This is a genomic window from Dyadobacter alkalitolerans DSM 23607 (assembly GCF_000428845.1).
In the GTDB taxonomy this organism is placed as follows: Bacteria; Bacteroidota; Bacteroidia; order Cytophagales; family Spirosomataceae; genus Dyadobacter; species Dyadobacter alkalitolerans.
This window is the reverse complement of sequence record NZ_AUAS01000003.1, coordinates 196,999-216,863: the sequence shown is the minus strand read 5'-3', so window position 1 is coordinate 216,863 and position 19,865 is coordinate 196,999. Positions and strand designations below refer to the sequence as shown.

General features: G+C 45.8%; 18 protein-coding genes. 10 read left to right on the top strand and 8 right to left on the bottom strand.

Going from position 1 to position 19,865, the window contains the following annotated elements:
* Positions 1 to 15: 15 nt before the first annotated feature.
* Positions 16 to 891, bottom strand: coding sequence for an aldo/keto reductase (locus tag G395_RS0106720; RefSeq protein WP_026629352.1), 876 nt, complete (start codon positions 889 to 891; stop codon positions 16 to 18).
* A 33-nt stretch (positions 892 to 924) separates the two neighbouring features.
* Positions 925 to 1,281, bottom strand: a complete 357-nt coding sequence (locus G395_RS0106715; protein ID WP_026629351.1) for a DNA gyrase inhibitor YacG — start codon at positions 1,279 to 1,281, stop codon at positions 925 to 927.
* A 256-nt stretch (positions 1,282 to 1,537) separates the two neighbouring features.
* On the opposite strand from G395_RS0106715, the gene G395_RS0106710 reads away from it, so the two are divergent.
* The gene (locus G395_RS0106710) at positions 1,538 to 1,879 is read left to right on the top strand and encodes a single-stranded DNA-binding protein (protein ID WP_026629350.1); all 342 of its coding nucleotides are present in this window, start codon (positions 1,538 to 1,540) and stop codon (positions 1,877 to 1,879) included.
* A 90-nt stretch (positions 1,880 to 1,969) separates the two neighbouring features.
* Here G395_RS0106710 and G395_RS0106705 read toward each other — a convergent pair whose 3' ends face one another.
* Positions 1,970 to 3,454: a xylulokinase gene (locus tag G395_RS0106705; RefSeq protein ID WP_026629349.1), complete on the bottom strand. Its 1,485-nt coding sequence runs from the start codon at positions 3,452 to 3,454 to the stop codon at positions 1,970 to 1,972.
* Between the two features lie 318 nt (positions 3,455 to 3,772).
* On the opposite strand from G395_RS0106705, the gene G395_RS0106700 reads away from it, so the two are divergent.
* The 3 genes from G395_RS0106700 (at position 3,773) to G395_RS0106690 (ending at position 6,749) form a co-directional block, all read left to right on the top strand.
* The gene (locus G395_RS0106700; protein WP_026629348.1) at positions 3,773 to 5,236 is read left to right on the top strand and encodes a M28 family peptidase; all 1,464 of its coding nucleotides are present in this window, start codon (positions 3,773 to 3,775) and stop codon (positions 5,234 to 5,236) included.
* 9 nt (positions 5,237 to 5,245) lie between these two features.
* The gene (gene ispE, locus G395_RS0106695) at positions 5,246 to 6,055 is read left to right on the top strand and encodes a 4-(cytidine 5'-diphospho)-2-C-methyl-D-erythritol kinase (RefSeq protein ID WP_026629347.1); all 810 of its coding nucleotides are present in this window, start codon (positions 5,246 to 5,248) and stop codon (positions 6,053 to 6,055) included.
* A gap of 82 nt (positions 6,056 to 6,137) precedes the next feature.
* The gene (locus G395_RS0106690; protein WP_026629346.1) at positions 6,138 to 6,749 is read left to right on the top strand and encodes a cytochrome c oxidase subunit 3; all 612 of its coding nucleotides are present in this window, start codon (positions 6,138 to 6,140) and stop codon (positions 6,747 to 6,749) included.
* Positions 6,750 to 6,817: 68 nt separating this feature from the next.
* Here the strand turns inward: G395_RS0106690 and G395_RS0106685 are convergent, their stop codons facing one another.
* The 4 genes from G395_RS0106685 to ettA are packed head-to-tail and all read right to left on the bottom strand — an operon-like array spanning position 6,818 to position 12,112.
* A complete protein-coding gene (locus tag G395_RS0106685) occupies positions 6,818 to 8,389 on the bottom strand; it encodes an OmpA family protein (protein WP_026629345.1) in 1,572 nt (523 codons plus the stop codon).
* Between the two features lie 19 nt (positions 8,390 to 8,408).
* Entirely contained in the window at positions 8,409 to 9,005 is a 597-nt protein-coding gene (locus G395_RS0106680) for an LOG family protein (protein ID WP_026629344.1), read from the bottom strand.
* Between the two features lie 33 nt (positions 9,006 to 9,038).
* Positions 9,039 to 10,421 (bottom strand): UDP-N-acetylmuramate--L-alanine ligase, encoded by a 1,383-nt coding sequence (locus tag G395_RS0106675; protein ID WP_035360585.1) that lies wholly within the window; start codon positions 10,419 to 10,421, stop codon positions 9,039 to 9,041.
* 23 nt (positions 10,422 to 10,444) lie between these two features.
* Positions 10,445 to 12,112, bottom strand: a complete 1,668-nt coding sequence (gene ettA, locus G395_RS0106670) for an energy-dependent translational throttle protein EttA (RefSeq protein WP_026629342.1) — start codon at positions 12,110 to 12,112, stop codon at positions 10,445 to 10,447.
* Between the two features lie 70 nt (positions 12,113 to 12,182).
* On the opposite strand from ettA, the gene G395_RS0106665 reads away from it, so the two are divergent.
* Positions 12,183 to 13,463, top strand: coding sequence for a DUF349 domain-containing protein (locus G395_RS0106665; RefSeq protein WP_026629341.1), 1,281 nt, complete (start codon positions 12,183 to 12,185; stop codon positions 13,461 to 13,463).
* A gap of 3 nt (positions 13,464 to 13,466) precedes the next feature.
* Here the strand turns inward: G395_RS0106665 and G395_RS0106660 are convergent, their stop codons facing one another.
* The gene (locus G395_RS0106660; RefSeq protein ID WP_026629340.1) at positions 13,467 to 14,495 is read right to left on the bottom strand and encodes a LacI family DNA-binding transcriptional regulator; all 1,029 of its coding nucleotides are present in this window, start codon (positions 14,493 to 14,495) and stop codon (positions 13,467 to 13,469) included.
* Between the two features lie 276 nt (positions 14,496 to 14,771).
* On the opposite strand from G395_RS0106660, the gene G395_RS0106655 reads away from it, so the two are divergent.
* The 5 genes from G395_RS0106655 to G395_RS0106635 all read left to right on the top strand — a co-directional run bounded on the left by G395_RS0106655 (position 14,772) and on the right by G395_RS0106635 (position 19,836).
* Positions 14,772 to 15,383, top strand: a complete 612-nt coding sequence (locus G395_RS0106655) for an RNA polymerase sigma-70 factor (protein ID WP_026629339.1) — start codon at positions 14,772 to 14,774, stop codon at positions 15,381 to 15,383.
* Between the two features lie 8 nt (positions 15,384 to 15,391).
* Positions 15,392 to 16,582 (top strand): mannonate dehydratase, encoded by a 1,191-nt coding sequence (uxuA, locus tag G395_RS0106650; protein WP_026629338.1) that lies wholly within the window; start codon positions 15,392 to 15,394, stop codon positions 16,580 to 16,582.
* 129 nt (positions 16,583 to 16,711) lie between these two features.
* Positions 16,712 to 18,136 carry a glucuronate isomerase gene (gene uxaC / locus G395_RS0106645; protein ID WP_026629337.1) on the top strand — a complete coding sequence of 475 codons (1,425 nt, stop codon included), beginning with the start codon at positions 16,712 to 16,714 and terminating at the stop codon, positions 18,134 to 18,136.
* 14 nt (positions 18,137 to 18,150) lie between these two features.
* Positions 18,151 to 19,146, top strand: a complete 996-nt coding sequence (locus tag G395_RS0106640) for a sugar kinase (protein WP_026629336.1) — start codon at positions 18,151 to 18,153, stop codon at positions 19,144 to 19,146.
* Between the two features lie 24 nt (positions 19,147 to 19,170).
* Positions 19,171 to 19,836, top strand: coding sequence for a bifunctional 4-hydroxy-2-oxoglutarate aldolase/2-dehydro-3-deoxy-phosphogluconate aldolase (locus G395_RS0106635; protein ID WP_051350044.1), 666 nt, complete (start codon positions 19,171 to 19,173; stop codon positions 19,834 to 19,836).
* The last annotated feature ends 29 nt before the right edge of the window (positions 19,837 to 19,865 follow it).

Sequence of the window (19,865 nt, the reverse complement as noted above, 5' to 3'; positions counted from 1 at the left end):
AATTGACCAAAATCATTATTTGCTTACAACATGGTAAATTTCGTACCAGTCTTCGTGGCTCAGTTTTATATCCGATGCGCTTGCGCCGTTTCTGATCCGTGTTTCAGAAAGTGAGCCGATAATCGGCAGAGTTCCCAGTCTCATCAGCCAGGCAACGGCAGTTTGCTCGATATTTGCATCGTATTTTTTACCGATTTCATCAAGTTTGGCTCTAAGGCGCACAGCTTTTTCTTCTGTTCCGTTCAGAATTTTCCCACCCGCGAGCGGTGCCCATGCGAGCGGCTTACTGAAATTTTGTTTGATAAAATCGATACGACCATCTTCAATAGCCGTCGTGTTCATCAAATTCAACTCGATGTGATTGGTAACGATCGGGATTCTAAGATAGGAAGCCAGTAATTGGTGCTGGAAAACAGTAAAGTTGGCAACGCCGATATGTTTCGTTTTTCCTGACTTTACAATTTCTGCAAGCGCAGTTGCTGTTTCTTCCGGATCGGCCAGAAAATCACTTTGATGCAGTAAAAAAATGTCGAGATAATCCGTTTTGAGGCGTTTCAGTGATCCGTTAATGCTGTTGACTATGTGGTCGCAGGATGTGTCGTAATAAGTCAGGTTTTTATCAGCGGATTTTCTGATCCCGCATTTACCAAACAAGACGATATCGTCTCTTTTAAAGGATTTATTCTGAACAACTTTCCCGAAATGCTCTTCAATTGCAGTATCTCCATAAACATCGGCATGATCAAAAGTATTGATACCCAGTTCCAGACAGAGATTGACAGTTTTTTCAATTTGAGACGTGGTTTGGGCACCTTCGTCTGTCCACCTCCAGAAGCCGTAAATTGCTTCGGAAACTTTGGGGCCAGAGTCGCTTAAACTAACTTTTTTCATAAGGCGGATGTTTGAATGCTGGTGCAAAAATATCTATTTATCCAAACGTTTATCTTTTACGATCAGATAAATATCGTTTTCCAGTTCGAGATAACCATAATCATACACGAAATGGTAAATGTTCCCTTTGAGCGTAGGGCGAATGCTGGTGATGAGATTAAAGTCAAATCCTTTACCTATCAGCAAGCTTTTTGTTGTTTTGATTTTGTCTTCAGGGCAGATTTCTTCCAGTATCCGGCGATTTTTCCGGAGCTGGTTATTCATGGTTCTGACGATGTTATAAGAATCTGAATTTAACCGGTTATTGTAGCTGTTCCGGCACATATCCGAGCAGAATTTTTTATCTACCCTCCCCATCAGTGGTTTCCCGCATTCCAGGCAATTCTTCATTTTGTCAACGTTTATTCAGATCCGCTTTACGGAATCCGGTAAGTGTGCATATGTGATCTCTTAGTGCAATATAGCAAAATTACTTTTTCAGCGATAAACTAACGGATTTACCCGTTTGCAAACGGCTGCAAATGCTTGTATCTGACTGTAAATAGTTAATAACCGAATCGTATCCCACCGATCCAGCACATTTGCATGGTCGATTGATCACGATCGATTTGTAAGGTTAAGTATTCATTTTAAACAAACAGAAATCATGAATTCGGTAAAGCTAATCGGAAATGTAGGGCGGGAAATTAATGTGAAGGAATTTGAAGGCGGAAGAGCGGTAATTTTTTCGCTGGCAACAGATGAGAATTATATCAATAAGAACAAAGAGGAGGTCAAATCGACTTCGTGGCATTCGGTTATTGCCTGGGGACCGCTGGCGCAACGTTGCGAAGCTATGCTTGAAAAAGGGAAAATGGTGTCTGTGGAAGGGAAACTAAGTTATCGCCAATACGTTAATAAGGATAATCAACCGGTGCGGGCAGTGGAAATTGTGGCTTTTAAAGTGGAGGAGATCGTCAGGAAAGAGCCGCAAGAAGCAAATGCTTAAAATGAATGCTGGCTGCGAATGGTTATGCAGGAGCCGGGGCGAAAAAGCCTGGTCTTAACAACGATTAAGTTATTAAGACCAGGAATAATGTTACAGGCTGTTTTCCAAAGCTGCTTTCCAGTTGCCGTAAGCTTCTTTGGTGGCTTCTGTCAGCGCTTGGTCAGGTTCGATGGTGCTTAATGCAGACAGGCCTACAAATGCCTCAGACCGGTTTTTGTAATAACCGAGTCCGAATCCTGCTGCACGGGCAGCGCCCTGCGCGCCATCTGTGTTGTAGAGTTCCACCGTTGCCCCGGATACATTGGCAAATGTTTCGCGAAAAACAGGGCTTAGGAACATGTTTGCCTCACCTGCACGGATATTTTTCAGGGAAACGCCAACGGTTTCCATGATTTCCATGCCGTAATACAAGGCGAAAACAATGCCTTCCTGCGCAGCGCGGGTGTAATGGTTCAGACCGTGTCGACTGAATTGTAAGCCCTTGAATGTACTTCCGGGATCCTGGTTTTCGAGCATCCGTTCTGCACCATTTCCGAAAGGAAGACAGAACAGTCCATCAGCGCCGACAGGGGCCTGTGAAGCAAGTGCATTCATTTCGGGATAGGAAACATTGCCTTGAAACAACGAATTGCGCAGCCAGCCGTTCAGACTTCCGGTGCCGTTCACGCAAAGCAATACGCCATAACGGGATGCTTTTGATATTGGGTTTACATGCAAGAATGTGTTAACTCGTGATTTCGCGTCAAATTTCACCTGATCGCTCACGCCGTAAACCACGCCGGAAGTGCCTGCAGTTGCCGCAACTTCGCCCGGTTCGAGGACATTCAGCGAGAATGCATTGTTAGGCTGGTCGCCAGCGCGATAGGTGACAGGAATGCCAGCGCGAAGTCCCAATGCCTCGGCTGCGGATGCTGTAACTTTTCCTTGTTCCGAGAATGTGGGTAAAACCTCCGGCATAATCTCGTGATTGAAACCGAAGTAATCGAAAAGGAAGTCTGCCGGCCGGTCATTAACAAAATCCCAGAAAATGCCTTCGGATAAGCCCGATGGCGTGGTAACAATGTCGCCGGTCATACGCGCCGCCAGGTAATCGCCAGGAAGCATGAATTTATAAACCTTTGCATAAACATCAGGTTCGTTTTCCTTAACCCAACCCAATTTAGATGCCGTGAAATTACCAGGAGAATTAAGCAGGTGCGGAAGCACATATTCCTCGCCTAATGCTTCCATTGCCTTGTTTCCAACTTCAACGGCGCGGCTGTCGCACCAGATGATGGATGGACGCAACACATTCATGTCCTTATCTACAACCACCAAACCATGCATTTGATATGAGATCCCGATCGCGCCAACCTCGTCCGGCGAAATGCCGGCTTTCTGGATTACTGCCTTTGAGGCGAGACAGGCATTCTGCCACCACATTTCGGGCTGCTGCTCCGCAAAGCCCGGCTTGGGTGCGGCGATCGTCATTTCCCGTTCAGGATAAAATGCAGCGGCAGCCACTGCTCCCGAGTCTGCGTGGATCAAACATGCTTTTACGGACGAACTGCCTAAATCGAATCCCAGGAAATACATTGTGCTGTTATGATTAAAATTGCTGTAATATTGAAATATAAGCCGAAAAAAATACAAAAATGTTCCCTCGGTTTTGAAAAAACAAACTGTTAAGTGTAAATATTACACTTATTTATTTTCTTCTTGTTTAACCGCTTTTACCACCAAAAACGAAAAAGATATCCAGTGCCGGAAAAATTCACTATTTTAATGAAGATATTGAAACAATTTGAATCTATTTGTAGTCTTATTTGTGTTATCGAAGCAAAGCACCAAATAGCTGATTGTTAATTTCAAGGTGTAAATTTTAAGAAAACGGAGCATCCGTCAATGGGTATTATGAAAAAAATTGTACAAGTGGTTTTGATTGGTGGCTTTATTGTGATGTTCGCCGGATTCCGTCCCATCGAAAAAAAGTGGGAAAAACCCTTTTCCCGGCTGGATAGTGAGGTAAGAAAGAACAGCAAAGCGTACCAGACGCTTGGTGAAGCAACAAAGACGATCGGACATAGGCTTACCGGCAGTGTGAATGGAGAAAAAGCCGAAGAATATGCATTTCAGCTCCTGAAAAGTTATGGATTTACAGATGTTACCTTTCAGTCGTTTGAGGTTGAAGCCTGGATGCGCGACACGGTAACATTGTCTGTTGCACCCAGCAGCAGCGATAATTTTAGAGAAGTTCCGGTTGTTTCACTGGCCCACTCACCTGTAGAATCCAAACTTCAGGGTGAAATCGTGGATGTTGGCAATGGTCTTGAAGAAGACTTTGAGGCGATCAAGGAGCGTATAAAAGGCAAAGTAGCCCTTGCAAATATTAACTTAGTAGGATCTCCTGGTAAGAAAAACCTGCACCGTTCGGAGAAAACGGCTTTGGCTATCAAATATGGTGCAACTGGTGTGATCATGGTCAATGGAGCGCCGGGGAAGATCTTGCTAACCGGAACAGCATCTGTTACGGGTGCTATCATCTCAATTCCCGCGGTTTGCATTTCAAACGAGAGCGGCGGTGAGTTGCGGAAGTGGCTGAAAGAGGAAGGGCCGCTGGAAGCGCACATTGATATGCACAACATTTCGAAACCGATTAAGGCAAGAAATGTGATTGCAACATTAAGGGGAAAAACGGATGAGAAAGTGATCATCGGCGGGCACCTGGATTCCTGGGACCTGGCCACCGGCGCAATCGACAATGGCATAGGATCATTTGCAGTAATGGATATTGCGAGAACCTTCAAAGCGTTGAAAGTGAAACCCGAGCGCACGATTCAGTTTGTATTATTCATGGGCGAGGAGCAGGGGCTTTTGGGATCGAAGCACTTCGTGGGCGAATTGAAGAAATCGGGAGAGATCAATAAGGTGAGTTATATGATGAACCTGGATATGACAAACGATCCGAAAGGCGTTAATGCTTTTGGAAGGGACGAAATGAATGAGTTTTTTGCAGGTGTAGGCAGTGCCATTCAGCATGTAGACCAAAGCTTTAAGAACGAATCGTCGAACCGCGCTGGCTTACACAGCGATCACCAGCCATTTATGCTTGAAGGCGTTCCCATAGCAGGATTATCCGGTCATTTGGATCCGAATGTTTTGCAATGTTACCATGCGGATTGTGATGATTTTAGTCTTGTAAACAAAGATCAGTTTGAAAATACCGTGCGCATTGCGTCCATGTATTTATATGCGCTGGCAAACACCGAGACAATAGCCGTTTCTAAGCTTTCTGACACTAAAACGCGGGATTTTCTGATCTCACAGGGATTGAAGGAAGAATTGGTAATTGGGCAGGAGTGGCGGTGGGAACAATAAAACCTAGTAATGCTTGTATTTCCAAACGCAAAAATTAACATAGGCCTCAATATCGTTGAAAAACGTGCTGACGGTTACCATAATATCGAATCTTGTTTCTATCCCGTTGGCTGGTCCGACGCGCTGGAAATAACATTGGAAGACGAATTTTCCTTTCGGAGTGATGGAATAGCGATCCCGGGAAATTTATCTGACAACCTTTGTACAAAGGCTTATCAAATGATCGCAGCAGATTACGCTTTGCCGGCCGTGAAAATGCATTTATTAAAAAGCATTCCGATCGGAGCAGGGCTTGGTGGTGGTTCGGCGGATGCAGCATTTGCGATCAAGGCATTGAATGAGCAGTTTAACCTTAAAATATCTTTTGAAAAACAGCTTGATTACGCACGTAGATTAGGAAGTGATTGCGCTTTTTTCATTCCGAACAAGCCTGCTTATTGTTTTCACAAAGGGGATGAATTTGAGGATATCGACTTGAATTTGAAGGGAAAGTGGATTGTTCTGGTAAATCCGGGTCTGCATATTTCAACCGTTGAAGCATATTCAGGCATTGTCCCGAAACGGAGTGAGCATGATCTGCGTAATGTATTGAAAGAGCCGATTGAAAGTTGGAAGTTTAAAGTAAAAAATGATTTTGAAGCAACGCTTTTCCCTAAATATCCTCTCTTAGGAGAAATAAAAGAAGCATTGTATCAGCAAGGAGCGCTCTATGCTGCTATGAGCGGTTCGGGGTCAACCTTGTTTGGAATATTCGAGCTGGAAAAGGATTTGCGGAAGCATTTTGCCGATTACAAAGTCTGGCAGGGGCCATTGGATTAAAAAATATTAGCAGGCTAAAAAACGCGGGAAATAGTAGTTATATTCACCTCCCGCTTGCAAACCATTAGAGAAAGAGCTGTAAATGAGCGCCAAACCAACGACCAAATTAAAGGAAAACCCTTTTACCAAACGGCGGGAACCTCTCGGGTTTATGCTTTGGCTGGGTGTGGTCGGAAGCTCGCTGCTGTTTACTTCCATCTTCATTATTTTCCTGGTGAGGGTTCAAAGGGAAACCGGGCATATGATGGTTCTGCCAGATATGTTCTGGCTAAGCACATTGGTGATCTTGTTTAGCAGCATTACATTACACGAAGCAAACCTGGCTTTTGCGAGTGAGCGTTTTTTGCATTACCGTGTATTCCTCGGCGCGACGCTCGTTCTTGGCATCACTTTTATCTTACTACAAGCTGGCGGATGGGCTGAAATGCTCAATGCGGGCGTATTTGAAGGGGTGACAACTTCCAGCGGACTGGTTTATCTGCTCACCGGATTACACCTGGTGCATATCGTTGCCGGTGTGATTTATCTAAGCATTCTTTTCCAGAAAGCAATCAAAAACCGGACTTATATAGATTCGTTCATTTACAGTGTGAATGCACCTAATAAGCTAAAAATTAAGTTGTTGACCAGATACTGGCACTTTACCGGTGCACTCTGGCTCGTTGTATTTCTCTTCCTTATCGTTCTCTACTAGTTCGATCCTTCTTTATCAACGCTTCCTAATTATTTCGAGGAGAACGTTTGTCATTCATGTGAGAGATGTTATTTCTTCAAGATCTTGAATTCAACACGGCGGTTTTGCTGCTGGCCTTCGGGCGTATCATTTTTAGCAACCGGAACCGTTTCACCATAACCTTTGCTGCCTACCCGGTCCGGCTCGATTCCTTTTCCAATCAGATATTCCCGGACAGAATCGGCCCGGTCCTGGGATAGCTTAATGTTGAATTCCGCGCTGCCGGTGTTGTCTGTATGCCCACCCAATTCAATGGCCAGCGTCTTATTTTCAGTCATTGAAATGGCGATCCTGTTCAGTTCTGGAAAGGACTCGGGGCTTAATGTTGACTTGCCTGTGGCGAAGAAAATGTTGTTAAGCCGCACAATCTGACCTTCTTCGATCGGGATCAGCTTCAAAGATTTGTTGGTAATCTCTTTAAAACCTTTGGTAGCGGTTGAATCACTAAGGTCAATGTTCTCGCCTTCGGCAATAAAGTCCGGTGCTACGGCACGCATGCTGTATTTCTGACCATACGGAAGGACGATTTTGTATTCACCGGTGGTCGGATTAGTCGTCGCGGTTCCTACTTCTTCACCGTCGGCCAGGCTTTCATAAATGATCGTCGCCTCCACAGGTTTCCCTGTTTTTGAGTCAATTACCTTACCACTGATCATGACTACAGGGTCAGAGACAGGAACGCTGGCAATCGGGGCTTCGGCCGTGTCGCCGGGAACCTCTTTTGGTTTAAGGTTATAACGAACCACATCCCCTTTACCCTCCGTGTCTTTGAACGAGACCATATAGGAGTAATCGCCCACAGCCGAAATGGTGTAGTATGCGTCATAACCATCGGAATTAATGGCCGGGCCAAGGTTTACGGGCCTGCTCCACCGTTTCCAGGTTTTGTCAATGCGTTTGCTGTAATAAATGTCGTTGCTTCCCTGGCCGCCTTTGCGGTCGCTCGAAAAATACAATGTTACCCCGTCGGGAGCGAGAAAAGGTGTTGTTTCGGTAAATTCTTCTGAATTGATCTCATTGCCCAGGTTCATAGGTTTGGACCAGGAACCATCTTTGGCCTTGAAACTCACATAAATGTCATCCACCTTGCTGTTCTTTTTCTCGCTGAATGACATCACCAGTGTTTTACCATCAGTTGAAAGATAGCCGCAGTCAAACTGCCCTTTACTGATTTTGGCATAACCCGGAATATCAATCTTATTGGGAGCAGCCCACCCGCGTGCCGTTTTTTTGCTGGTCGAAAATCCCCGCGTTTCGTAAACGCCGTTTTTGTATGAGCCCTTGATCAGTAATGTGTTACCGTCGGGTGTAATGCTGTAAAGGCTGTTGTAATCTTCTTTGTTCAGCGGCTGGGGAAGGCGGCGGGCTTGCGTCCACTTGTCGTTTTTCAATTCCGAAAACCAGATATCCTGACTGCCCTTGGCGCCATGCGTATTTTGCGGATGGCTTACCCTTGAAAAGTAGATGGTCTTGCCATCAGGCGAAATAATGGGGTTAATTTCATTGTATTCGGTATTTACCGTTTTTCCGAGATTTTCCAGCTGCGCATGGGCGCAAAAGGAAATGGTGAGAAACAGCACGGCCAGTGTCGAAATGCGCATCGTTTTTTGGAAGGGTGACTTAGTTATTATCTACATATAACGACTTATCCAGAGGCTTATTTTCTATGTTTTGTACACGAAATGCCTCCATTTTTTCCAAAAGGTCAGCAGCATTGTCAGCTACCACCAAAAGCTTTTGATTATCAGGGTGTAAAAATCCTTCCTCCACCATTTTATCAAGTTGCAAAAGCAACAGATCGTAAAATCCGCTAACATTCAAGAGCCCGACTGGCCCTTTGAAAATTTTCAGCTGCGACCAGGTTAGTATCTCAAAAAGCTCATCAAATGTGCCATAACCGCCCGGAAGCGCAATAACACCGTCCGTAAGGGAAACCATTTTAGCCTTACGCTCATGCATGGTTTCGGTAAAGTGGATTTCAGTCAGCGTTTTGTGCGCTACTTCAAGTTTGGCAAGAAAGTTGGGAATGATGCCGGTCACAGAACCATTGTTTTCCATGGCTCCGTCCGCCACGCGACCCATTAAGCCCATGTTGCCGCCGCCGTAAATGAGTCTGATGTTTCGTTTTGCCAACTCCGCGCCTAACGTGTACGCAGTTTCCGCATAGATCGTTTTTTTACCGGGATTGGAACCGCAATAGACTACGATTGATTGCATAATTTTAAAATATAGTGTTAATGTATGGTTCTGTTAATCAAGCAATTCTGTTGCCAACGCTTTCAGGTCGAGTTCGCCGTAAGTGCCTGAGCTCATCAAAAGGAGATTGGCATTTTCCCACGTTAATGTTTTTAAAAACGCAACCATTTCCGCAGAATCAGTAAAAACTTTCAGATCGTCGCGTTTGAAAGCCGTGCGAATGTCTTCTTCCGAGATCGGTTCAAGACGCTTATGTTCAACTGTTTGCGGATTGTAGTAAACCACTGCAATGTCCGCCGCCTTCAATTTCCTGCGATACTGGCTCAAAAATGCCTTATTAAGGCTGCTGAAAGTGTGCAGCTCTGCGCAGGCAACCAATATACGCTCCGGATATTGCTCTTTCAATGCAGCTGTTGTAGCCTCTACTTTCGAAGGCGCGTGTGCGAAATCGCGGTAAATGTTAACGGTTTCACTTTTACCCAACAGTTCGAGACGTTTGGATGCACCTTTAAAACTCTGAATGGCGTCATAAAACTCATCGTCGGTAATGCCCAGACGTCCGCAGACTACATAAGCTCCGCTGATATTTTTCATGTTGTGGTTACCAAAAACCAGCACAGAAACTTCCTTATTATCAGGCGTGATCAGGATTGTTTTGCCATCTTCAATCTTATAAGGATGGGCATGATATGGTGTGCTCACAACATCTGCACGCTCTTTTTGACCGATAACATTCAGCATATCGTCGGTTTCATCGAAGATAATCCCGCCTGCTTTTGGCAACGAATCGGCCAGCAGTTCAAATTGCTTCACGTAGGATTCCCAGGTTGGGAACACATTGAAATGATCCCATGCAATGCCACTGATCAAGGCAATGTGCGGCTGGTAATGCATGAATTTCGGGGTAGGATCGAGGGGCGAAGTGAAATATTCGTCGCCTTCGATCACGATCAGCGGTGCTTCTTCCGAAAGCTTCACCATGTTATCAAACCCTTCGATCTGGGCACCTACCAAATAGTTGAAAACACGCTTATTATGATTCAAAACGTGTAAAATCATGGAAGTAATGGTCGTTTTACCATGACTTCCTGCGATCACCACGCGTTGTTTGTTTACGCTTTGTTCAAAAATATATTCAGGATAAGAATAGACCTTAATGCCCAGTTCCTTTGCTTTTGCCAGCTCCGGATTGTCCTGCCGTGCATGCATACCCAAAATAACAGCCGAAAGGTCGGCTGTTATTTTTTCAGGAAACCAGCCAGTAACCGCCGGAAGCAATTCATGTTTGGAAAGGCGGCTCGCCGAGGGTTCATATATTTCGTCATCGGACCCCGTTACTACAAATCCTTTTAAATGCAGGGCAATCGCAAGATTATGCATTACGCTGCCGCCAATCGATATAAAATGTATTTTATCTAGAGATGAAATCTGACTCATTGATAATGATTAACTGTTTCTAACTAAGCTAGTTTTTTATATTTAATCCGCTTCGGCGTCAGGTCGGAGCCCAATCGCTTCTTACGGTTTTCCTCATATTCAGAGAAATTACCTTCAAACCAATAAACCTGCGAATCACCTTCAAAAGCAAGAATATGCGTTGCTACGCGATCCAGGAACCACCGGTCGTGGGAAATGATCACGGCACAACCCGCAAAGTTTTCGAGACCTTCTTCCAGTGCTCTTAATGTATTGATATCCAAATCGTTGGTAGGCTCATCGAGTAAAAGTAAATTGCCGCCTTCCTTCAATGTCATGGCTAAGTGCACGCGGTTCCTTTCTCCACCGGACAGGTTTCCAACCTTCTTTTCCTGGTCACCACCACCAAAGTTAAAGCGGCTTACGTAGGCCCGGGCATTCGATTGCTTGCCTGCGATCATGATCCAGTCGTTGCCGTCTGCAATGCTTTGGTAAACCGTTTTGGCAGGATCCAGGTTGTCATGTTCCTGGTCCACATAGGCCAGTTCCACCGTGTCGCCCACATCAAAATGTCCGCTCAATGGTTTCAATTGCCCTGTTATGAGTTTGAAAAGTGTGGTTTTACCCGCACCATTCGGCCCGATAATGCCGACGATCCCGTTGGGAGGCAATGCGAAACTAAGGTTCTCATACAAAAGCCTGTCTCCAAAACCCATAGAGACATTATGCGCTTCAATAACCTTGTTCCCCAGACGGGGTCCAGCCGGAATAAAGATCTCTAATTTTTCTTCTTTTTCGCGCCCTTCCTCACCCAATAAGCGCTCGTAAGCACCCAAACGGGCTTTGGATTTGGCCTGACGTCCTTTCGCACCCATGCGCACCCATTCCAGCTCGCGTTGAAGTGTTTTCTGACGTTTCGACTCTGTTTTCTCTTCTTTTTTCAAACGTTCCTGCTTTTGTTCGAGCCAGGAAGTATAATTTCCTTTCCACGGAATGCCTTCGCCGCGGTCCAGTTCCAGGATCCAACCAGCCACATTATCCAGGAAGTAACGATCGTGGGTTACGGCGATTACTGTTCCTTTATATTGTCTCAAATGCTCTTCCAGCCACAAAACCGACTCCGCATCCAAGTGGTTGGTAGGCTCATCCAGCAGCAAGACATCGGGCTGGCGTAGCAGCAGGCGGCACAATGCAACCCGGCGTTTTTCACCACCCGAGAGCGTTGCAACCAATGTATCTGACGGCGGGCAGCGCAGGGCGTCCATCGCTATTTCCAGTCGGTTATCCAGGTTCCAGGCGTCTGTTGAATCCAGCTTTTCCTGGACTTCACCCTGGCGTTCCAGCAGCTTATCGAAGTCCGCATCTTCTTCTCCGAATGCCTCATTGATCTGCTCAAATTCCTTTAACAGGTCAACTATTTCCTGAACTCCTTCTTCTACAACTTCTCTTACAGTCTTTGTGGGGTCAAGTTTGGGTTCTTGTTCAAGCATTCCAACGGAGTAACCGGGAGAGAAAACCACGTCTCCCTGTATGTCCTTATCAATTCCTGCTATAACGCGCAAAAGCGTTGATTTACCTGATCCGTTTAAACCTAAAACCCCGATTTTAGCACCATAAAAAAAGGATAAATAGATGTTTTTAATGATATGCCGGTTTGGAGGAATGATTTTGTTAACCCCCGACATTGAGAAAATAATGGTTTCGTTACTCATTTTTTGTTTAATTTGTGCGATAACAAATATCGTTATTATCCCTACACTTAGCAGATAAAAAATTGAAAGAATGGAAAATGCCACATTGAATGATGAATACGGCTATGTTAAAGACAGCAAAGTATTTTTAAAGGGGTATTTGGAATTCCCCGACCGGCAAATTGGAGAAGTAAAGAGAACTGAGCAGGAAGCGATTGACTATTTTAAAAATCGTTTTAACATCGTTCTGAACAAAGTGGAGCAGTTGGAACAAGAAATAGATGAGGCACTTAACAAGGGTTCTTATCTTACCAAGCTGATCCAGCTTCAACGTAAGCTTAAAGGTTTTGATGCACTCGGGGACTTTGTTCCATTGTTGCAGAGACTGGAAGAGAAAGAGGAATATCTGAAAGGTTTGATCGAGGTTAACCAGCTTAAAAACCTGGAAATCAAACGTGCTTTGATCGAAGATGTGAAGGTTGCGGCGGCTATCGAAGATTATACGGCGGCTACGGATCAAATTCAGGAAATTAAAGCCAAGTGGATTCGCACCGGACCTGTGGAGAAGGAATATCAGGAAGAAGTGGAAACAACTTTCCAGCAAATCCTGGACGATTTTTTCCAACGCCGGAGGGATTATTTCGACGAACAGAATAAAATTAACCAGTTCCGTATAGAGGAATATGAAAAGCTGATCAAGATCACAAAAACGCTGAGTTACTCACGCGATCTGGACGACGCTTATCAGAAGGCCAGGGAAGTGCGGAATGCCTGGAACAACATTGGGGAAGTGCCGCCAAAGCGCTTTTTCAAAGTGAATAAGGCTTACAGGCACTTTTTGAAATTGTTCTATGATAAATATAATCTCGCCAAAGGCATTGAGCCCAAAGTCCGCGTTGACCCACGGATTGTAGAACAACAGAAATTGTTGCAACAAGCGGAAACATTGCTTCGTGCACCAGACATTATTGAGGCTTCGCAGGAAGCAAAAGTCCTTTTGAGCAAATGGAAGGAAATTAAAATCCCTTTCAAAATGGCAGATAAGGAACTTGCAGAGCGTTTCAGAATGGTTTGCGATAAGATATTTGAGCTAAGTTATCTGGCCCGTGTGATCAGCCGCAAATATCCTGCATTTGAACTGAAAAGCCCCGAAGAGCAGCTCAGAACAAAATACAGAGAACTTGAATGGCTTGCCAAACGCGAGAAAAGTGACCTGGAATTTGCCATGCTTGAATTTGACAGGACTGCCACCGGCGACCCAGAGCAAGACAAGCAGGCAGCCGGCCGCATCAACATTCAGAAGCGGAAGGTTCAGATGAAAGAAAAGATCCTTTCAGAGTTCGAAAGAAAATTGAAAACGATTACCGGGTAACACTCATTTAGTGATCCGCATCGACGACTGATTTATCACAAGATTGGAAGGCAATACCCTGGTCTCATATTCGGCCGGGGTATTTTTGCTTTCTATCAGGTCCAGGAGCAATGAGGTGGCTTGCTGGCCCATTTCAAATGATGGCTGCGTCACCGAGCTCACCGGCGGATCGAGCAATGACGACATCGCCAGATCACAAAAACCAACCACCGCCACGTCGTCCGGCATGCGGTAACCAAGCTGCCGCAGTGCCCAATGGATGCCCATGGTGATCCGGTCACTCGCTCCGAAAATCGCATCAGGACGTTCCCGAAGCGCCATCAACTGATACGTGCGCTCCGTCCCGCCTGCCTGGGTGATTTCACTATGCAACACCCATTCTTCCTTAAAATCAATGTTGTGTTTCCTTAATGCATCCTTATAACCTTCCAAACGGAAACGCGTAATGGAGACTGGTTTTGGCCCGGCAATGTGTGCAATGCGCTTGCAACCGCGTTTAATCAAATGTTCTGTTGCTTCAAATGCGCCTTTATAGTCGTCCACACGCACCTTATGTGTTTGCATGGCATCACTCACACGATCAAAAAATACCACCGGGATGCCTTGTTCCTGCAAAGAAACAAAATGATCAATGTTCTCCGACTGGCTTGAAATAGCCACAACAAGCCCATCGACACGCCGTGAAGCAATGTGCCGTGATGCGGAACGCTCGCGCTCGAGCTGTTCATGGCTTTGGTAAATCATGGTGTGATAGCCCCGGCTATATGCAATGTCCTCCACGCCGCCGATGGCCGACGAGTAAAATCGATTGGCAATGTCCGGAACAATGACACCGATGGTTTGCGTGCGGTTTTTGAGCAAACTGATGGCAATTGGATTGGGATAGTAATTGAGTTTCTCAGCCAGCTCAATGACCTTATTTTTTGTCTCCTCACTGATTTCACTGCTGTCCCGCAACGCCCGCGAAACGGTTGATTTGGAAATGTTAAGCTGCCTGGCAATTTCCTTAATGGTGATAGAGACCTTCTTCATGGAATGTATGGGAATAATACAATTGCAACAATTTGTATAAAAAATGCGCTAACCGGCATTTGTTGCACAACTTACAAAGAGTGCACCAAGTTCCGGGAAAAATTACGAAAACGGGAACGGTTCCGGGAACGGTTGCGTAGATTTATTGATTTTTTTCAAGATTAAATTTTGTGTATCAACGAACCAATCGTTAAACTAGGTTCACTGTTGACGGGGCAAGTATGCCTTTTACCACTACGAATCCAGGAAATTTTCTATAATTAACCTAGCTCATTAATGGAAGCAAAATCATTTACCAACACCCTATCACCCGCCCATTCCCAGAAAAGCGCGCTGGAAAGTTTATTTGGCAAGGTGGTGGCAACCGGAGATTATCATGCTTTCCGTGAATTGTTCACGCATCATTACCGGTCGCTTTGTAATTATGCAATGCGTGTGGTGGTTACGCGGGAAATCGCGGAGGAAGTGGTTTCAGATGTGTTTGTGAAACTTTGGAAAAATCGCGAGCAGATTGAAGTGCATACTTCGTTTCAGGCTTACATTTACAGAGCAGTAAGAAATCAGGCGCTGGATTATCTTAAACTGAGGATCCACCGACAGAATGAGCGTGAATCACTGGATTCCGTACAATGGAACCTGACACATGCGGATCATTTCTCGCCTGCCGAAGAACTGACATTCAATGAGTTTTTTGATCATGTAGAAGGTTGCATCAAGGCTTTGCCAAGGCAATGTCAGCTGATTTTCCGGCTCAGCCGCGAAGAGGGCCTTCGTTACCGTGACATTGCTGAAAAGCTTGAAATTTCGGTTAAAACAGTGGAAACGCAGATGAGCCGGGCGTTGAAAGTCTTACGCGAACGCGTTCCCGAACATAGGTTAGTAGCATAAATTCAGATATGGCATTAGAACAAACATGGCGTTGGTTTGGACCCAATGATCCTGTCACATTGCAGGACGTTCGTCAAGCCGGGGCAACAGGCATCGTAACCGCATTGCACCACATCCGTAACGGGGAAGTGTGGGAAGTCGCTGAAATACAAGCACGCAAAGAAATGATCGAGCAAGCCGGCCTTACCTGGTCGGTGGTGGAAAGTGTCCCGGTCCACGAAGCGATCAAGACCCGGACCGGAGATTTTGAACGATACATTATAAATTACCAGCAGACATTAGTGAACCTCGGCGCATGCGGCATAGACACCGTTTGCTACAACTTCATGCCTATTCTGGACTGGACAAGAACCGACCTGGATGCACCTATGAAGGATGGTTCAACGGGTTTACGGTTTGACGCAGCCCAGTTCGCCGCTTTTGATCTGTATCTTTTGAAAAGACCGGAGGCGGAAGACGACTATACCGACGAGCAAAAGCAAAAAGCAAAAAGCTGGCTCGATCATGCCGGGGAAGCAGACGTTAACAAGCTGGTAAGGAACATTATAGCAGGCTTACCGGGCTCCGAAGAAAGCTTTACCATTGAAGAATTCCGGACTGCATTGAGTGCATATGCGCATGTGGGTGACCTGGAATTGCGGACCCATTTGTACCAGTTTATCCAGGCCATTGCGCCGGTTGCAGCTGAGGCAGGTATAAGGCTTGCGATCCATCCAGATGATCCTCCGTATCCTATCTTAGGACTGCCACGCGTGGTAAGCACAGAAAACGATGCATTGTTATTATTGGAAGCATATGATAATGAGGCAAATGGCATTTGCTTTTGCACAGGTTCTTATGGCGTGAGACCAGATAATGATCTTAGCGGAATGGTCGACAGGCTGGGCAACCGGATCCATTTTATCCATTTGCGGGCCACAAAAAGAGAGCACGACGGCAGTTTCTACGAAGCAGACCACCTCGATGGCGATGTAGATATGTACAGCGTTATGAAAGCATTGCTATCAGAGCAAAAACGCCGGATCGAAGCCGGAAGGACAGATTTAAGAATGCCGTTCCGCCCGGACCACGGTCACAGAATGCTCGACGACCTTTCGGGGACTAAGCGGACAAATCCGGGTTACACTGCCATCGGAAGGTTGCGTGGTTTGGCAGAGTTACGGGGGTTGGAGTATGCTATTGAGCGGTTTAGCCCCTAAATCCCCTGAAGGGGACTTTGCGTTTCTGCTCGGGGTTAGCGCCTAAATCCCCTAAAGGGGACTTTGCGTTTTGCTTTGTATTGATCTTAAACAACTAAAAAAATAGCCCCCTTTTAGGGGGTTGGGGGTATGACAACATTCGCTACTGCACAAAAGACATTCATATCCGACGATTTTCTGCTTCGGTCGGAGACTGCTCGCATTCTCTATCATGATTATGCCAAAGAGATGCCCATCATTGATTACCACTGCCACCTTCCTCCCGATCAGATCTCGGCGGATAAGCAGTTTGAGAATATCACGCAGATTTGGTTATATGGAGACCATTATAAATGGCGGGCGATGCGTGCAAATGGGATTAATGAGCGCTATTGTACAGGTGATGCCAGCGACTGGGAAAAGTTTGAACAATGGGCTATCACGGTGCCTTATACCATGCGTAACCCGTTGTATCACTGGACACATTTGGAATTGCTCCGCTATTTTGACATTGACATTTTGTTAAATAAAGATTCTGCAAGAGAGATTTATGACGAATGTTCGGCTAAATTAAAGCAGCCGGATTTTTCGGTCAGGAATCTTTTGAAACGCATGAATGTGAAGGTCGTTTGTACAACAGATGATCCTACGGATTCCCTTTCTGACCATCAGGCGATCAAAGACAGTGGTTTTGACCTTAAAGTGCTGCCTACTTTCCGTCCTGATAAAGCAATGTTGCTGATCGATTCGCCGGAAGAATTCAATCAATATCTTACCAAGCTGGCAGCGGCTTCGGGTATGGGAGAAATTAACTCTTACGAAGAACTCCTGGCAGCGTTGCAGAACCGCCACGACTTTTTCGAGTCCATGGGCGGCAAGCTTTCGGATCATGGTTTGGAGCACATTTATGCCTCATTTGATGAAGAAGCTGCGAAAGCGGCGTTCGCGGCGGCGCGCAGCGGAGAACTTCCAGGCGATGCACAACGCGAAGCATTCAAATCCATGGTGCTTTTTGAAACTGCAAAAATGGATCATGCAAAATCCTGGACGCAACAATTCCACTTGGGTGCATTGCGTAACAACAATGCGCGTATGCTGCGGGAGCTCGGCCCGGATACAGGCTGGGATTCCATTGGCGATTACAGCCAGGCGTCTGCAATGTCCAAGTTTTTCAATAAGCTGGATTCCACAAATCAGCTGACCAAAACAATCCTTTATAACCTTAATCCTGCCGATAATGAAGTGTTGGCGACAATGACGGGTAATTATAATGATGGCACCATTGCGGGCAAAATGCAGTTTGGCTCAGGCTGGTGGTATCTGGATCAGAAGGACGGCATGGAACGCCAGATGAATGCACTTTCTAACATGGGGCTATTGAGCCGTTTCGTGGGAATGCTTACCGATTCCAGAAGTTTTCTCTCATATCCCCGCCACGAATATTTCCGCAGGATCCTTTGCAACATGATTGGCAGTGATGTAGAAAATGGCGAGCTTCCTAATGATATGCAATGGCTCGGAAAAGTGGTTCAGGACATTTCTTATCGCAATGCGAGTAATTATTTCGGATTTTAGGTAGGTTTGCAACTATGGCTCAAATAGTTTCTTTTGGAGAAGTCCTCATGCGACTTTCTACACCAGGTTTTTCCCGTTTCGAACAAGCACGTCAACTGAATGTCACCTATGCCGGCGGAGAAGCGAATGTTTCTACGGCATTGGCATATTGGGGGCATCATACGGCGCATGTAACGCGTTTTCCGGATTCGCCAATAGGCAGGGCAGCAGCGCAATATCTTCAATTTCACGGAGTTGATATCTCCCACATCATTTACGGAGGCCCCAGGATGGCCGTTTATTTTCTGGAAATGGGTGCGGCCCTGCGCGGCAGCCAGATCGTTTATGATCGTGCTAACTCATCATTGGCCGAGATAGACCCAAAGGAAATTGATTGGGACAGCATTTTGAAAGATGCTAAGTGGTTTCACTGGGCAGGCATTACGCCGGCACTTTCTCAGGGAGCAGCAGACGCGCTCCTGGATGGAATCAAAACAGCACGAAAATACGGACTAACGGTCTCAGGTGATATTTTTTACAGGGCAAATCTGTGGAAATATGGTAAAAAGCCATCCGACATTCTCCCCGAACTGACTGCCGGGACGGACATTGTGATCGCAAACAGCGAAAATATAAAGGAGATTTTTGGCATCGACGGAAACGATTTTGTAGAGTCCTGTGTCAATTTACAGAAGGCTTATCCGCAAGTGAAGACGGTTGTTGATACAAAACGGACTTCCATCAGCGCGTCACACAACCTTTTACGGGCTTATCTATGGAACGGAAAAGAATTGTTGGAAACGGCTGATATTGAAATTAATCCGATTATCGACAGAGTGGGCGGCGGTGATGCATTCATTGCCGGCTTGATACACGGATTGATTACATCTAATGATCAGCAAAAAGCACTTGAATTTGGCGTTGCGGCCTCGGCGTTAAAACATACGATCGAAGGAGACGCATTGATTTCCACAATTCAGGAAGTTGAAGCGATCCGGCAGGGCGAAACGTCAGGTAGGATCAAACGCTGATTACCGTTCCAAAAAACGAATGATATGGACAAAGAAACAACATTGACACTATTGAATCAGGTCGGCGTGCTGCCGCTGTTCTATCATGGTGATATAGAAATTGCAAAAGAGGTTATCAATGCCAGTTACAGGGGCGGTGCCCGTGCGTTTGAGTTTACAAACCGCGGCGAAAACGCATTTACTGTATTTACTGAGCTGGTTTCCTATACAAAAGAGAGCTTGCCAGGCTTATCCATGGGCATAGGGACGATTTATGATGCCGAAACTGCACAGAAGTTCATCGATGCAGGAGCCGATTTCATTGTAACACCTTGCCTTAACCCTGCCGTTGGATATGCTTGCGCGAAAGCCAACATTCCCTGGATTCCGGGCGTTTCTACATTAACGGAAATTTACAACGCACAGCAAGCAGGAGCCGAAGTGGTTAAACTTTTTCCGGGGGATGTTGTAGGATCCAAATTCATTAGAGCGATCCGCGGACCTATGCCGAATGTTAAAATCATGGTAACCGGCGGCGTACAGCCAACTGCTGAAAGTATTAACGAATGGTTTGGAGCAGGCGCCTATGCGGTTGGCCTGGGATCCAATTTATTCCCAAAAGACATTATCGAAGCCGGTAACTATTCCTGGATCGAGCAGAAAGTTGCGGAAAGCATAGCACTGGTTGCTCAATTCCGGGAAGCTAACTGATCATTCAATTTTCAATATTCCTGAAAGCG

Excerpts from the sequence above, each read along its gene's own strand:
- G395_RS0106700 (WP_026629348.1), top strand. The coding sequence starts at position 3,773 with ATGAAAAAAATTGTACAAGTGGTTTTGATTGGTGGCTTTATTGTGATG.
- G395_RS0106680 (WP_026629344.1), bottom strand. The coding sequence starts at position 9,005 with ATGCAATCAATCGTAGTCTATTGCGGTTCCAATCCCGGTAAAAAAACG.
- G395_RS0106640 (WP_026629336.1), top strand. The coding sequence starts at position 18,151 with ATGGCTCAAATAGTTTCTTTTGGAGAAGTCCTCATGCGACTTTCTACA.
- G395_RS0106720 (WP_026629352.1), bottom strand. The coding sequence starts at position 891 with ATGAAAAAAGTTAGTTTAAGCGACTCTGGCCCCAAAGTTTCCGAAGCA.
- G395_RS0106715 (WP_026629351.1), bottom strand. The coding sequence starts at position 1,281 with ATGAAGAATTGCCTGGAATGCGGGAAACCACTGATGGGGAGGGTAGAT.
- G395_RS0106685 (WP_026629345.1), bottom strand. The coding sequence starts at position 8,389 with ATGCGCATTTCGACACTGGCCGTGCTGTTTCTCACCATTTCCTTTTGC.
- ispE (WP_026629347.1), top strand. The coding sequence starts at position 5,246 with ATGCTTGTATTTCCAAACGCAAAAATTAACATAGGCCTCAATATCGTT.
- ettA (WP_026629342.1), bottom strand. The coding sequence starts at position 12,112 with ATGAGTAACGAAACCATTATTTTCTCAATGTCGGGGGTTAACAAAATC.
- G395_RS0106635 (WP_051350044.1), top strand. The coding sequence starts at position 19,171 with ATGGACAAAGAAACAACATTGACACTATTGAATCAGGTCGGCGTGCTG.
- G395_RS0106705 (WP_026629349.1), bottom strand. The coding sequence starts at position 3,454 with ATGTATTTCCTGGGATTCGATTTAGGCAGTTCGTCCGTAAAAGCATGT.
- uxaC (WP_026629337.1), top strand. The coding sequence starts at position 16,712 with ATGACAACATTCGCTACTGCACAAAAGACATTCATATCCGACGATTTT.
- G395_RS0106655 (WP_026629339.1), top strand. The coding sequence starts at position 14,772 with ATGGAAGCAAAATCATTTACCAACACCCTATCACCCGCCCATTCCCAG.
- G395_RS0106710 (WP_026629350.1), top strand. The coding sequence starts at position 1,538 with ATGAATTCGGTAAAGCTAATCGGAAATGTAGGGCGGGAAATTAATGTG.
- G395_RS0106665 (WP_026629341.1), top strand. The coding sequence starts at position 12,183 with ATGGAAAATGCCACATTGAATGATGAATACGGCTATGTTAAAGACAGC.
- G395_RS0106675 (WP_035360585.1), bottom strand. The coding sequence starts at position 10,421 with ATGAGTCAGATTTCATCTCTAGATAAAATACATTTTATATCGATTGGC.
- uxuA (WP_026629338.1), top strand. The coding sequence starts at position 15,392 with ATGGCATTAGAACAAACATGGCGTTGGTTTGGACCCAATGATCCTGTC.
- G395_RS0106660 (WP_026629340.1), bottom strand. The coding sequence starts at position 14,495 with ATGAAGAAGGTCTCTATCACCATTAAGGAAATTGCCAGGCAGCTTAAC.
- G395_RS0106690 (WP_026629346.1), top strand. The coding sequence starts at position 6,138 with ATGAGCGCCAAACCAACGACCAAATTAAAGGAAAACCCTTTTACCAAA.